The sequence below is a fragment of the Kitasatospora sp. NPDC053057 genome, from assembly GCF_044546945.1.
Lineage (GTDB): Bacteria > Actinomycetota > Actinomycetes > Streptomycetales > Streptomycetaceae > Kitasatospora.
The window spans coordinates 1-13,900 of record NZ_JBITZP010000061.1; the positions used below are offsets into that span (position 1 = coordinate 1).

Genomic DNA, 13,900 nt, shown 5'->3' on the forward strand with positions numbered 1-13,900 from the left:
TCCGGCGTCGCGGCGGCCTGCGCCTCGAACAGCTCCGGCACCGCCCCCGACGGCAGCCCGGTGACCGGGCCATGCCAGCCCGACAGCAGCTGCTCCCGCTCCTCAGAAGTCAACACGTCGACCGTGGCGACGAGTTCGACCGGATCGGCCACGATCCGGTCGAGCAGCGCGAGGAAGCGGTCCAGCAGGGCGCGCGCCTCGGCGGGGCCGAAGGCGTCCGGCTGGTGGTCCAGGCGCAGCTGGAGGCCGTCGCCGGGGGTGAGGGCGAGCAGCAGCGGGTAGTGGGCGCTGTCGACGTCCTCGACCAGGGTGACATGGGTGGCGCCGCTAGGGTCGGCCTCGTCCAGGGCGGACGGGTCGGGGTAGTTGCCGTACACCGTGACGGTGTCGAACAGGCTCCCCAGCCCGGCGAGTTGCTGGATCTCGGTGAGGCTGAGGTGCTGGTGCTCCAGCAGCGCGGACTGTTCGTGCTGCAGGCGCAGCAGCAGCTGCCCCCAGCTCTCGGCCGGGTCGAGGGTGACCCGCACCGGCACGGTGTTGATCAGCAGGCCCATCATCCGCTCCACGCCCGGCAGGTCGTGCGGCCGCCCGGAGACGGTGGTGCCGAAGAGCACGTCCTCCCGCCCGGTGAGCCGGGCCAGCAGCACGCCCCAGGCGGCCTGGACGAGGGTGTTGAGGGTGACGCCGTAGCGGCGGGCGGTGCGGCCCAGGGCCTCGGTGGCCTCGGGGGCGAGGCCGGTGTGCAGGCGCAGCGGCAGCTGCGGGGTGGCGGGGGTGCGGCCCGGGGCGAGCAGGGTGGGCTCGTCCACGCCGGCGAGGGCTGCGGCCCAGGCGGTACGGGCGGCGGCGCCGTCGCGCCGGGTGATCCAGTGCAGGTACTCGCGGTAGGGGGCGGCCGGGGGCAGCGGCTGCTGGAAGTACAGGCCCCACAGCTCCTCGGCGAACAGCGGGGTGGACCAGCCGTCCAGCAGGATGTGGTGGGCGGCGGCGATCAGCCGGTGCCGGCCGGGGGCCAGGGTGAGCAGGGTGTAGCGCAGCAGCGGCGGCCGGGTGAGGTCGAAGCGGCGGCCGTACTCGGCGGCGGCGATCCGGTCGGCCTCGGCCGCCGGGTCGACGTGGGCCGTCAGGTCGAGGACGGTGAAGGGCAGGTCGACGCGGTCCGGCACGGCCTGGACGGGCGGGCCGTCGGGGCGCTGGTGGAAGCCGGCCTTGAGGTTGGGCTGGCGCAGCAGCAGCGCCTCGGCGGCGGTGCGCAGCCGGTCCGCGTCGACCGGCCCGGTCAGGTCGAAGGTGCAGACGGAGGTGTAGACGTCGGCTCCGTCGGCGTCGTAGGCGGCGTGGAAGGCCATGCCCTGCTGGAGCGGGGAGGTCGGCCAGACGTCCACCAGGGCGGCGGGGGCGTGGAGTTCGGCGAGCCGGTCCAGCTCCTCCTGGCCGAGGGCGACGAGCGGGAAGTCGGAGGGGGTGTGCCCGCCGGCGTCCGGCCGGTCGGCGTGCTCGGCGAGGGCGCCCAGCGCGGTGAACCAGGCCTCGGCGAGCGCGCGGACCCGCTCCTCGTCGAGCAGTTCACCGGCCCAGGACCACTGGGCGACCAGCAGCGGGCCCTGCGGGGTGTCGACGGTGGTGGCGTCCAGGCCCAGGACCCGGCCGAGCGCCAGGCCCGGGGCGGCGCCCTCGGTCATCGCCTCGGCCCCGGCGAGCACGTCCTCGGCGGTGACGCCCTCGGGCTGGAAGCGGCCCAGGTAGTTGAACTCGACCTGCGGTTCGGCGTACCCGGCGAGCGGCTCGGCGGTGGCCGGGTTGAGATGGCGCAGCAGGCCGTAGCCGATGCCGTTGTCCGGTACGGCGCGCAACTGCTCCTTCACCCGGCCGAGGGCACGGCCCAGTTCGGGGCCGGCGGCGGTGACCTCGGACCAGGACAGCGCCCCGGGGGCGAGCCGCACGGGGTGGACGGAGGTGAACCAGCCGGCGGTGCGGTGCAGGTCGACGCCGTCGACGATCTCCTCGCGGCCGTGGCCCTCCAGGCTGAGCAGCACCGCGCCGTCCGGCCCGGCCGGGGCCTCGCCGCGCCAGTGGCCGAGGGCGAGCGCCAGCGCGGTGAGCAGGACGTCGTTGACCTGGGCGTGGTAGGCGGCGGTGACGCGGGTGAGCAGCGCCTGGGTGGTCCCGGCGGGCAGGACGAGGCGCAGGGTGCCCTCGGTGGCATAGGTGTCCTGGGCGGGGTCGAGGGGCCGCGCGCCGAGCAGTGGGTCCGGGGTGGCCAGGGCGGCCTGCCAGAAGGGGAGTTCGGCGGCCCGGCGGTCGGTGCGGGCCTCGGCGGTGAGCCGCTGGGCCCAGCGGCGGAAGGAGGTGGGCACCGGCGGCAGCGCCGGTTCGCGGCCCTCGCGGACGGCGGCGAGCGCGGCGAGCAGGTCCTCCTCGACGATGCGCCAGGTGACGCCGTCCACCACCAGGTGGTGGATCACCAGCAGAAGCTGGGACGGCAGCTCCGGACCGGCGTCGAAGCGGACGGCCTGGAGCATCCGGCCGTCCTCGGGCGAGAGGCGGTCGCGGGCGGCCTCGGTCGCGGCGCGCAGCGCCTCTCCGGCGGCCGGGCCGGCGGCGGTGCGCAGCACGGACTCGGCGGGGACGGCGCCGGGGCCGGGGACGTGCAGTGCCCAGGGGCGCTCGGCGAGCGGGGAGGTGCGGGCCCGGAAGGCGTCGTGGTGGTCGAGCAGGGCCTGCAGGGCGGTGAGCAGTTCGGCGTGCACGGTGCCGGCGGGGAGGGTGAGCAGGGTGGACTGGTAGAAGCTCTCGACGGGGCCGTGCTGCTCGGACAGCCAGTGCACGATGGGCGTCGGCGGCACCTCGCCGAGGCCGGCCCCGGCGGGCTCGACGGCGACCGGGCCCTCCAGCGGGCGGGCGATCCGTGCCAGCGCCTCGACGCTCGGGGCGTCGAAGACCGAGCGGGGGGTGAGCCGCAGCCCGGCGTGCCGGGCCCGGGAGACCAGCTGGATGGCCACGATGGAGTCGCCGCCGAGCTCGAAGAAGGACTCGGTGACACCCACCCGGGGTACTCCCAGCACCTCGGCGAAGAGCCGGGCGAGGGTGTGCTCCAGCTCCCCGGCGGGGGCCCGCCCGCCCTCCTCGCCCGCGCCGAACGCCGGTGCCGGCAGGGCGCGCTTGTCCACCTTGCCGTTGGGCGTGAGCGGCAGCCGGTCGAGCACCACGACGGTGGGCACCATGTGGTCGGGCAGCCGCCCGGCGCAGTGGGCGCGCAGCTCGGCCGGGTCGGCGGCGCCGACGGTGTAGCCGACCAGCCGGCGCTCGCCCGGGCGGTCCTCGCGCACCAGCACCACGGCCTGGCGCACCCCGGGGTGGGCGGAGAGGGTCTGCTCGATCTCGCCGAGCTCCACCCGGAATCCGCGGATCTTCACCTGGTCGTCGGCCCGGCCGAGGAAGTCCAGCTGGCCGTCCGGCCGGTAGCTGCCGAGGTCGCCGGTGCGGTACATCCGCTGCCCGGGCTCGCCGAACGGGCAGGCGACGAAGCGGTCGGCGGTCAGTCCTGGGCGGCCCAGGTAGCCGCGGGCCAGGTGCGGGCCGGAGACGTACAGTTCGCCCACGGTGCCCGGCTCGACCGGGCGCAGCCGTTCGTCCAGCACATGGACCTGTACGTCCTGGCAGGGACGGCCGATCGGGGGCTGTTCCGCGCCGGTCAGCGGCTCGCTCATGGTGACGATGACGGTGGTCTCGGTCGGCCCGTAGCTGTTGAGCATCAGCCGGTCGCGGCCGAGCCTGGCGGCCAGCTCGCGCGGGATCGCCTCGCCGCCGCCGATCAGGGTGCGCAGGGTGGGCAGCGGGGCGTCCGGCAGGGTGGCGGCCATCGCGGTGGCGACGTCGGCGTGGGTGACGCCGTACCGGTCGATCAGGGCGGCCAGCTCGTCGCCGACCAGTTGGCTCTGCTCGCGGGGGAGAACGAGCGCGGCGCCGGTGGTCAGCGCCACCGCCAGGTCGGAGACGGACACGTCGAAGCTGAGCGAGGCGGCCTGGAGCACCCGGCTGCCGGGGCCGACCCCGGTGGCGGCGACCTGGGTGCCGATCATGCTGGGCAGCCCGGTGTGGGTGACGGCCACGCCCTTGGGCACCCCGGTGGAGCCGGAGGTGTAGATGACGTACGCGGTGTTCCCGGCGCTCAGCGGCCGCACCCGCTCCGCGGCGCCGAACGGGGTGCCGGGCCGGTCGGCGAGCGCGGCGAGGTGCTCTGGGGAGTCGAGCAGCAGCCGGGGCGCGCCGGTGTCGGGCAGCCGCTCGGCGGTCGCGGCGGTGGTGAGCACCAGGGCGGCGCGGGAGTCGGTGAGCATGTGGCGCAGCCGCTCGGCCGGGTAGGCCGGGTCGGCGGGCAGCCAGGCGGCGCCGGTCTTGGCCACGGCGAGGATCGCGGCGACCGCCTCGGCGGACTTCGGCAGGGCGAGCGCGACGACGTCCTCGGTGCCCAGGCCGCGGTCCGCGAGGACCCGGGCCAGCCGGTTGGCGCGGGCGTCCAGCTCGGCGTACGTGAGGGTGGCGTCGTCCGCGTACAGCGCGGGGGCCCGCGGGGTGCGGGCGACCTGGGCGTCGACCAGCTCGGTGAGGGTCGGGCGCGGGTCGGGGCGGGCCGGGGCCCGGTCGGCCAGCCGGGTGGCCAGTGCGGACGGGGTGGGGGCGTCCAGCAGGAGTGGCAGCGGCACGCGGAAGCCGAGCTCGGCGCGGACCCGGGCCAGCAGCCGCACGGCGGCGGGCCGGTCACCGCCCAACTCGAAGAAGCCCGCCGCGGGGTCGACCGACTCCCGGCCGAGCACCTCCGCGAACAGTCGACACAGCACCTCGGCCGATGCCGGCCGCGGATCGGCTCTGTGCGTCTGCTGGTCCCCGGACATGTGCGTCTCTCCCTCGTGCGGCTTGACCCGCGGGGCGGTCGGCCCGGTCGACCCGGGCTGTCCGGGCGGCCGGCGGAGCGTGTGGTGGGGTGGTTCGGTGCCGGTGGGGTGGCGCCGGGGTGGCGCCGGGGTGGCGCCGCGGTCAGTGGCCGGACAGGTGGGCGACCAGGCTCTTCGGCCGCAGGTCCTGCCAGTGCTGCTCGACGTAGTCGACGCAGTCCTGGCGTCCGGCGGCGCCGAAGACCTGCTGCCAGCCGTCGGGCACCGGGCTGAAGACCGGCCACAGCGAGTGCTGGCCCTCGTCGTTGACCAGGACGAGGTACTCGGTCTCCGGGTCCTCGAACGGGTTCGCCATCTTCGGTTTCCTCTCTGTTCGGAGAATTACGAGGAGGGGGGAATTGCGCCGGAGCACGGTGAACGGACTGCATCGACTCACGGTTCACCGGCTTCGCGTCAATGCGTTCACGGGCCCCAGCCGGAGTCGTCCCCGTGCATGGCCGAGGGCCCGGCGGCAGCGGTGGACTGATACGGTCCGCTGTGGTTCTGGAGGCCGACGAGGGCAACCAGCAGAACGGCCAGAATCCCGAGCATCTTGTGAATGCGAGCGGCAAGATTCGTCATGGCGAATTCCTCTTCCTGAGGCGGGCGGTGTGTGCGCTCCTCGCTGTGAATGAATCCTGCCGAGGCTCAAACTGACGTGGAAGCTCTGGCCGTTATCGGGATCACGCAATGCGGGAACCGGAAGCGTGAACAGACTGTGTCAAAAACGGGCAGATCTGATGCAAAGAGCACCTGGCTCTGTCAGATCAGTGGTGGGAAGCCGGGCGCGCGGAGGCCCGGCGCAGTGGCCGGAACAGTGACTTCGTGGCCGAAAGCCGGGCTCGATGGCCGGAACTCCCCGCTCCGGTGGCCGACTTGAGGCTACTTGAGGCTCCTTGGATCCCGGGCTAAGTGCCGGGTCAGTGCCGGGACCCCCGCCACAGCTCCTCCCGGACGGCCGGCCAGTCCCCGGCCCACGGCCGACCCGCCCCGGCCGGCGACTCCAGGGCGAGCGTCGCCAGATAGACCCGCTTGAGCGCCGCCCGCTCGTCCCGCACCCGACCCGCGGTCTGCTCGATCCGGCGCAACCGGGCGTGCAGCCGCTCCAGCGCGCCTCCGCCCGCGAGCAGTCGGCGCGCCTCGGGCCCGAACCGGAAGCCGGGCGCGAGCAGCGGCCAGGCCGCCCGCCACACCCGGAACACCTCCCGGTGGCTCGGGCCCCACTCCCGCTCGGCCCGGCCCAGCCGCTCCAGCGCCGCCGCCTCGGTGGGCGCCGTGCAGATCTCGCGCAGGGCCCGTGCCAGCCCGCTCCAGTCCTCGCCCGGCGCGTGCCGCAGCGCGGCGTGCAGCAGGTGGGCGACCGAGGTGTGCACCACCGTGCGCGGCCACCGCGCGGCCGCCGCCTCGGCCAGCCCCGCGCCGGCGTCGCCGACCAGCACCCAGACCTCGCGCACCCCGCGCTCGGCCAGGTCGGCCAGCACCTCCGGCCAGTGCTCTCCGTCCGCGGCCGGCCACAGGCCCAGCACCTCACGCAGACCGTCGGCGGAGATCCCGAGCGCCAGGTGCACCAGCGGGCCGCCCGACCGGCCGCTGCGCACCGAGTCGAGGAAGACCACCGGGTAGACCGGGTCCAGCGGGCGCCCGCGCCGGTCGGCGAGCTCGTCGAGCACCTGGTCGGTGATCACCGAGACGGTCTCCCGGCTGAGCTCCACGCCGTACACCTCGGCCAGGTGCGCCACCAGCTCGCCCGAGCTGAGTCCGCGCGCGGTGAGCGAGACCACCAGCCGGTCGAGGCCGGGCAGCCGACGGGCCCGGGGCCGTACCGTACGCGGGGCGAAGCTGCCGTCGCGGTCGCGCGGCACCCGCACCTCCACCGGACCGATCTCGGTGAGCAGCCGTCTGGCCCGCGCGCCGTTGGGGCCGTTGGGGCCGCCGGGACGGCCGGCGCCCGTACGGCCGTTGGCACCGGCGGGGCTGTCGGCGCCGGCGCCGCGCAGGTGCTCCTGGAGTTCGAGCTCCAGCGCGCGCTCGATCAACTGCTTGGCGAGCGCCTGCAACAGCCCGCCGTCGCCCAGCAACCGCACCGCACCGGAACCGACCTGCGCGGCGGCGGCTTCCGCGAGCTGCCGCACCAGCCGCTGGTCCACCAGCTCGGCCAGGTCCACGGGTGGGGGCTGCGGGTCGGGACCAGCTCGCAACAAGGGTGCCCTCCGTCCGTCGGCCGGCCGGTCCACCGGCTGTTCGCTCCGGCCGCCCTCGCGGTCGACACGTGCAATGCGGCGGCCATCCGCCCGTTACCGCACCCAGGTACGGTCGTCCTCGCCGTCACCACCGTCGGACGCCGTTGCCAGGCATGCCCGGTTTCGCCGTGAACCGCTGATTTCCGCGCCTTCAGGGCGTACACTCGCGGCTGTCGTGGCCCGGGGGGGATGTGTCCGAACGGCAGGCAAGCACCATCCTGCCCCTTCGGGTGCCTGGCTGTTGCCGGTACGGGCATTCGTGAAAGCGCAATGCCGAAGCCGGAAGGATGCCCAGATGTGCGTATCCCAGGACACCTGCACGGAAAAGGGGACACCCCAACTCTGTGACCGGGGTATCGAGTACTACCGGACCGCCCTCGCCGAGGGCGGCGCCGCCGGGCAGGCCCCCGAATGCCTGCTCAGCATGGGCCTGCTGCGCACCCTGCCCGGCGCCGGGCAGCGGCTCGCCCCCGTCCCGCCCGACCTCGCGGTCACCGGCCTCACCCGGCCGCTCGAACTCGCCGTACTGGCCCACCAGGAGCAGCTCGCCGAACTGCGCACCGCCTTCACCGCCGCCGAGCAGGCCTACCAGGACGTGATGAGACAGGCCCAGCTCCCGATCCGCCGGCTGGCCGGCGAGGAGATCAACCCCGCGCTGGAGAAGGCCGTCGCCGCCTGCACCGAGGAACTGCGCACCGCCCAGCCCGGCGGCGGCCGCGGCGCCGACCAGCTCGCCGACGCCCTCCCGCGCGACCTCGCCCTCGCCGAACGCGGCGTGCGCCAACGCACCCTCTACCAGCACACGGTGCGCTCACACGGCCCGACGCTCGCCTACATCGAGCAGGTCACCGCCCGCGGCGCCCAGGTGCGCACCCTCAACGAGGTCTTCGACCGGGTCATCATCTGCGACCGCTCCACCGCCTTCATCCCGGCCGGCGCCAAGCGCGAGGCCGCCGCGGTGCTCATCCAGTACCCGCCGCTGGTCGAGTACCTGCTCAAGATCTACGAGCTGATGTGGGAACGCGCCGAGCCCGTCACCTATCTGGAGGGCCGCCACCGCCCCCAGCTGCTCACCGACCGCACCCGCCGCAACGTGCTGCGGCTGATGGTCAACGGCTTCACCGACGAGGCCATCGCCTCCCGCCTCGGCATGAGCACCCGCACCGTCTCCAGCCACATCCAGAAGGCCAGCGAACTCCTCGGCAGCCGCAGCCGCGGCCACCTCGGCTACATCATCGCGCGCGAGGGCGTGCTGGACGAACCGCTCGACGAGCTCTGACAGGGCGTCAGGTGCAGGGCCCCTCGGAAAGGCTTCGAGCCCGCCCGGCCTCGTGGAAAACCGTTCGCGTTCCGAGGGGCTCGTCGGCGAAGCTGCCCGGATGCAGCGAGCGAGCAGCCGGACCGTGACGTTCGATCTCACCCACGGGGACGAGTACTTCGGGCGGTTGGGCCCGTTCGAGGCGGACCTCGGATGGTGGTCCTCGGTGGACGGCGTCGTCGCGCGGGCGACGGAACTGGCCGGAGTACCGGTGCTGGTGACCAGGCTGGTCGACGGGCAGAGCGACGATCCCGGCCACGGCGGCCGGGTGCGCTACCACGCCGAGGCGCTCCAGCGGCCGACCGCCCTCGAACCCCGCCCGCTGGACGGCGAAACGGCCGCCCTGCTGGCGCCCGCCGCCCGGCGCGCCGCCTGGGCCACGCCCGAGGGCCTGGGCGCGGCGCTGGCCTGGGCGCAGACCCGACTCGCCGCCATGGGACGTCCGGCCGCCGCCGCGCGACAGATCCGGACCTGGAACCTGTCCGCGCTCTTCCGACTCCCCACCGCCACCGGCACCGACGCCTGGCTGAAGACCACCAGCCCGCGGTTCAACGCCCTGGAGGGGGAGGTCATCGCGCTGCTCGGCGCCGTCGATCCCTCGCTCGTCCCGACCGTCCTCGCCGCCGACCCGGCCCACGGCCGACTGCTGCTCGACCACATCCCCGGCGAGGACTGCTGGAGCCCGTCCACCGAGACCGTCGCCGACGTCCTCCCGCGCTTCGTCGCCGCCCAGGCGGCCCTGGCCGAGCGCCCGGCCGCGCTCGCGGGCCTGCGCGACCGTACGCCCGCCGCGCTGCACGCCCAGTTGGTGGCGCTGCTGGACCGGCTCCCCGCCGAGACCGAGCTGACGGCCGAAGAACGGGACCGGCTGCGGGAGTTCGCCGCCGGCCTGCCCGCGCTACTGGAGCAGCTGGCCGGCTGCGGGCTCCCGCAGACGCTGCTGCACGGCGACTTCCACCCCGGCAACTGGCGCACCAACGACGGCAGCCCGGTCGTCGTCGACTACGCCGACGCCTGCCTCGGCCACCCCGCCCTCGACGGCCTGCGCCCCCGCGCCTACCTCACCCCGGAGGCCCGGCGGCACCACGCCGAGGTCTGGACGGCCGCCTGGCGGCGGCACGTCCCCGGCTCGGACCCTCAGCGCGCCCTCGAACTCGCCGAGCCGCTCTACCACGTGTCCTACGCGCTGCGGTACCAGGAGTTCCTGGACCACATCGAGCCCAGCGAACGCCCGTACCACGAGGGCGACCCGGCCGCCGAACTGCGCGCTGCCCTGGCCTGCGGGCGCCGGGCGGGATAGGGCGCCGGGCCCGGTCGTTCCCGGACGGCGAGGACTGCGAGGACTGCGAGGACGGCGAGGACGGCGATGACGGTGACGGCCACAGCGGGTAACCGCAGGCACCCGGGCGGCCGTCCGGGCCGGTGGCCGTACTACGCGGCCGTGCGGGACCGTCCGCGTCGGCGGGCGAGCAGGGCGTGGCGCTCGTCCTCGGTCAGTCCGCCCCACACACCGTAGGGTTCCCGGACCTCCAGGGCGTACCGGCGGCACTCCAGGAGGACCGGGCAGCGAGCGCACACCGACTTCGCCGCCTGGTCACGTCGCACCGCCGCGGCCCCGCGCTCGTTGGTCGGGTGGAAGAAGACGCTGGTGTCGACGGTGCGGCAGGCCCCCTGCAACTGCCAGGACCAGTGGTGCTCGAATGCTCCGGGAAGGCGTTTGACGTCAGCCACGAGAGGCTCCTTCCGAATGGGTGGCCGTTACCACCCGCTCGTCTATCCCGATCCGTGGGGCACATGCCCGGCCGCCGCCGGATTCCGTTCGGGGAGCCATGACGGGAAGGTCCCCCGCCGGAGGACGTTTCGACCCGCTGATTCAGGGCAGCGGCTCGGCACCGAAGGACGAGGAGGACCTGATGTCAACCGGGACCCTCATTGCGATCATTGTCCCCGTCGTGGTCGTGCTGATCCTGATCGGCGCGGTGCTGTGGTTCGTGAACCGCCGCCGCCGACTGCGGGAACAGTTCGGCCCGGAGTACGAGCGCGCCGTCCGCCGTTCCGGCAGCCAGCGGTCCGCCGAGCGGGAGCTGCGGGAACGGGAACAACGCCACGAACAGCTGAGTATCAGGCCGCTGTCGGTGGACACGAGACAGCAGTACGCCCAGGACTGGACGCGGGTCCAGCAGGAGTTCGTCGACCGGCCGGGCGAAGCCGTCCAGCACGCCGACCGGCTGGTCACCCTGTTGATGCACGACCGCGGCTACCCCACCGAGAACTACGAACAGCAGCTTCGGGACCTGTCCGTCGAACACGGGCGGACGCTGGAGCACTATCGCGCGGCCCACACGATCAACGCCTCGGCCCAACGGAACGACGCCACCACCGAGGAACTCCGGGGCGCGATGGTGCACTACCGCGCGCTGTTCACGGAGCTCCTGAACGGTGACGAGCCGCCCGGCCGGGGCACGAAGACCGAACGGAGATGACAGGCATGTCGCGGATGCACTTCGACGACAAGGGCCGGATGACCACCGAGAACACCCCCGCAGCCGACGACGAACACCGGACCGGGCCCGCGGAGCAGGCCGCCACGGCGTTCGGCTCCGAGGAACACGAGGGAGGGACACAGCGGGCCGTCTTCCCGGGCGACGCCACCGACCGGCCGCCCGGCGAGGAGCAGGGGTACGACACTCCCGCCCCGGACGGCCCGGAACGGAGCACCGACCCGACGGAGAACGGCACCGAAAACACCGGTGGCACCGAAAACACCGGTGGCACCGAAAACACCGGTGACACCGGAAACACCAGCGGCACCGAAAGTACCGGTGACACCGAAAGCACCGGTGACACCGGAAACACCAGCACCGACTCGCCCCAGCCCGGCACCGGCCCGGACGGGACGGGCGCTCACACGACCAGGGCCGAGGAGGGCGAGACCACGGACCGGTCGGACGACGACCGCGGCCAGGACCGCGAACCGCTGCTCCCGGCCGCCGAGACCCAGGAACTGCGCGAGCGCTGGCAACAGGTGCAGACGGACTTCGTCGACGATCCCCGTCAGGCCGTCCACACGGCGGACGGCCTCGTAGCCGACCTCATGCAGCGGCTGGCGGACTCCTTCGCCGAGCGCCGCCACAGCCTGGAGAGCCAGTGGAACCGCGGTGACGCGGTCGAGACCGAGGAACTGCGGGTCGCCCTCCAGCAGTACCGCACCTTCTTCAACCGTCTGCTGCAGAGCTGAGTGAGGAGGGTCCGCCCGCGGCATAAGCTGCCCGGGTGGAACGTACGCCCCCGAACCCGGTGCCGTCGCCGGTGCTGCCCGAGCTGCCGTTGCAGGAGCTGGAGTGCTTCTCCGTCCTGGTGCACCAGTTGCACTTCGGGCGGACGGCGGAGCTGCTCGGGGTCTCGCAGGGGCGGGTGTCGCAGCTGATCAAGCGGCTGGAGGGCCGGGTCGGTGCGGCGGTGTTCGAACGCACCAGCCGCCGGGTCGAGTTGACCGAGCTTGGCCGGGCTCTGGCCGCGCAGGTGGTGCCCGCCTTCGCGCGGCTGCGGGAGGGGTACGAGGACGCCCGGGCGCGGGCCGCGGCGGCCGACCGGCCGCTGCGGATCGGGTTCCAGTGCGCGGTGTACGAGCCGGTGGCGCGGGCGATCGGGCGGTTGCCGGAGGGCGCCGCGCAGCTGGTGGAGCTGCCTTGGGGGGATCCGTTCTCGCACCTCGGCCGGGGCGAGATCGACCTGGCGATCGCGCTCGCCCCGTGCCGGGAGCCGGGGTTGGAGGTGCTGCTGGAGTTCTCCCGGCAGCCTGTCTTCGTCGCGGTGGCCGCCGCGCAGCGCCTGGCCTCGGCGGAGAGCGTCTCGGCCGAGGAGCTGGCCGCGCTGCCGCTTATCGAGCCGCGCGGCGCGGCGCCCGAGTACTGGCGGCTGGCCAACGCCCCGCGGCGTACGCCGAGCGGGCGGGAGCTGGCCTATCCGGCGGGTGCCGCCACCGTGCAGGAGGGGCTGTCGATGGTGGCCAGCACCCGCTGGGGGCTGTTGCTGTGCGAGGTCAGCACGCGCTACGTGCCGCGGCCGGACATCCGCTACCTGCCGGTGCCGGAGCTGGAGCCGACCGCCCTGCAGGTGGTGCAGAGCGGGAGCCGGCCGCACCGGCTGGCCGGCCGGTTCGTGGAGCTGCTGGTGGCCGAGGTCAGTTGACCTGACCGCGGACCGGGCGGGTGAGGACGCTGAGCAGCAGTCCGGCGGCGGTCAGTGCGGCCGCGGTGAACAGGACGGCGTGGTTCCCGGCCCGGTCGACGACCAGCCCGCCGGCCAGCGAGCCGAGCGCGATGCTCGCGTTGAACACGCCCGCCCAGACGGCCGCCGAGGCCTCGATCCGGCTCGGGTCGGCGGTGCGGACCCAGGTCTGGGTGGAGATCGACACCCCGCCGTACGAGGCACCCCAGACGACCAGGACGAGCAGCACGGTGACGACGCTGCCGATGGCGGACGGTAGCAGGGCCGCGGCCAGGGTGACGCCGGAGAGGGCGAGGGCGACGGCGGGCTTGGGGCGGCGGCCGGACAGCGGGCCGAGGGTGAAGTTCCCGGCGACGCCGGCCAGCCCGTACACCAGCAGGCAGGTGGCGATGACGCCGCTGCTCAGGCCCGCGTCGGCTTCGAGGACCGGGCGGACGTAGGTGTAGCCGGCGAAGTGGCCGAGGACGACGAACGCGGTGATGGCGGTGCCGGCGGCGACGCCCCGGTTGCGCAGGGCGCCGGTGAGGCCGTCCAGCCGGCCGCGCTCGGTGACGGGCAGAGCGGGGAGGGTGGCGGCGAGCACGGCGGCGGAGACGGCACCGAGCAGGGCGAGCGCCCAGAACGCGGCGCGCCAGTCGAGCAGCGCGGCGAGGTAGGTGCCGAGCGGGACGCCCAGCACGGAGGCGATCGAGACGCCGGAGAAGATCAGCGTCATGGCGAGCGCGGTGCGGGGGCCGTCGACGAGGCGCGGGCCGAGGCTCGCGGCGAGGCCCCAGACGACGCCCATGGCGGCGCCGAGCAGGATGCGGCCGAGGGCCAGGACGGGGAAGTTCGGGGCCAGGGCGCTGATCGCGTCGGCGAGGCCGAGCAGCAGCATGAAGGCGATCAGGACGGCCCTGCGGTCGCGCAGGCCGACGAGCACCGGGGTGAAGGGGGAGAGGACGGCGGCGATCAGGCCGGTGATGGTGAGGGAGAGGCCGGTGGTGCCGTCGGAGACGCCGAGGCTGTGGGACATGGGGGTGAGCAGGCCGACCGGCATCATCTCGGAGGACACCACGGTGAAGGTGGCCAGGGCGACGGCGAGGACGGGTGACCAGCGGTGGCCGGTGGGTGGGGCGCTCGGGGGTGCGAGGGTTTCCGCATTCGTCATGCGGTCAGCTCACCAGCGGGCGGGAGGG

11 protein-coding genes are annotated in these 13,900 nt (G+C 74.3%); 5 read left to right on the forward strand and 6 right to left on the reverse strand.

Translation table 11 applies throughout. From position 1 onward, the window contains the following. From ACIG5E_RS36190 to ACIG5E_RS36205, 4 genes are all read right to left on the reverse strand, one after another. The coding region (locus tag ACIG5E_RS36190) for an amino acid adenylation domain-containing protein (RefSeq protein ID WP_396540991.1) at positions 1–4,895 on the reverse strand (4,895 nt) is incomplete at its 3' end. 142 nt (positions 4,896–5,037) lie between these two features. Beyond that, positions 5,038–5,250 carry an MbtH family protein gene (locus tag ACIG5E_RS36195; protein WP_396540993.1) on the reverse strand — a complete coding sequence of 71 codons (213 nt, stop codon included), beginning with the start codon at positions 5,248–5,250 and terminating at the stop codon, positions 5,038–5,040. A 107-nt stretch (positions 5,251–5,357) separates the two neighbouring features. Further along, positions 5,358–5,516: a hypothetical protein gene (locus tag ACIG5E_RS36200; RefSeq protein ID WP_396540995.1), complete on the reverse strand. Its 159-nt coding sequence runs from the start codon at positions 5,514–5,516 to the stop codon at positions 5,358–5,360. A 338-nt stretch (positions 5,517–5,854) separates the two neighbouring features. Continuing rightward, the gene (locus ACIG5E_RS36205) at positions 5,855–7,099 is read right to left on the reverse strand and encodes an IS256 family transposase (protein WP_396540997.1); all 1,245 of its coding nucleotides are present in this window, start codon (positions 7,097–7,099) and stop codon (positions 5,855–5,857) included. Between the two features lie 370 nt (positions 7,100–7,469). Here ACIG5E_RS36205 and ACIG5E_RS36210 point away from each other — a divergent pair, with 370 nt between their 5' ends. Both ACIG5E_RS36210 and ACIG5E_RS36215 read left to right on the forward strand, forming a co-directional pair. Beyond that, positions 7,470–8,453, forward strand: a complete 984-nt coding sequence (locus ACIG5E_RS36210; RefSeq protein WP_396540999.1) for a LuxR C-terminal-related transcriptional regulator — start codon at positions 7,470–7,472, stop codon at positions 8,451–8,453. Between the two features lie 124 nt (positions 8,454–8,577). Beyond that, positions 8,578–9,792: a phosphotransferase family protein gene (locus ACIG5E_RS36215; protein ID WP_396541001.1), complete on the forward strand. Its 1,215-nt coding sequence runs from the start codon at positions 8,578–8,580 to the stop codon at positions 9,790–9,792. 131 nt (positions 9,793–9,923) lie between these two features. Here ACIG5E_RS36215 and ACIG5E_RS36220 read toward each other — a convergent pair whose 3' ends face one another. After that, the gene (locus ACIG5E_RS36220; protein WP_396541003.1) at positions 9,924–10,223 is read right to left on the reverse strand and encodes a WhiB family transcriptional regulator; all 300 of its coding nucleotides are present in this window, start codon (positions 10,221–10,223) and stop codon (positions 9,924–9,926) included. Between the two features lie 182 nt (positions 10,224–10,405). Here ACIG5E_RS36220 and ACIG5E_RS36225 point away from each other — a divergent pair, with 182 nt between their 5' ends. Genes ACIG5E_RS36225 through ACIG5E_RS36235 form a run of 3 tightly spaced genes read left to right on the forward strand, consistent with a single transcriptional unit; the run spans position 10,406 to position 12,683 of the window. Beyond that, positions 10,406–10,975 carry a hypothetical protein gene (locus ACIG5E_RS36225; RefSeq protein ID WP_396541005.1) on the forward strand — a complete coding sequence of 190 codons (570 nt, stop codon included), beginning with the start codon at positions 10,406–10,408 and terminating at the stop codon, positions 10,973–10,975. 5 nt (positions 10,976–10,980) lie between these two features. Continuing rightward, complete coding sequence (locus tag ACIG5E_RS36230; protein ID WP_396541007.1) at positions 10,981–11,730, forward strand: hypothetical protein; 750 nt, start codon at positions 10,981–10,983, stop codon at positions 11,728–11,730. A 35-nt stretch (positions 11,731–11,765) separates the two neighbouring features. Beyond that, complete coding sequence (locus tag ACIG5E_RS36235) at positions 11,766–12,683, forward strand: LysR family transcriptional regulator (protein ID WP_396541009.1); 918 nt, start codon at positions 11,766–11,768, stop codon at positions 12,681–12,683. Here the strand turns inward: ACIG5E_RS36235 and ACIG5E_RS36240 are convergent. Next, a complete protein-coding gene (locus tag ACIG5E_RS36240) occupies positions 12,676–13,872 on the reverse strand; it encodes an MFS transporter (RefSeq protein ID WP_396541011.1) in 1,197 nt (398 codons plus the stop codon). The genes ACIG5E_RS36235 and ACIG5E_RS36240 overlap by 8 nt on opposite strands. Positions 13,873–13,900 lie beyond the last annotated feature (28 nt).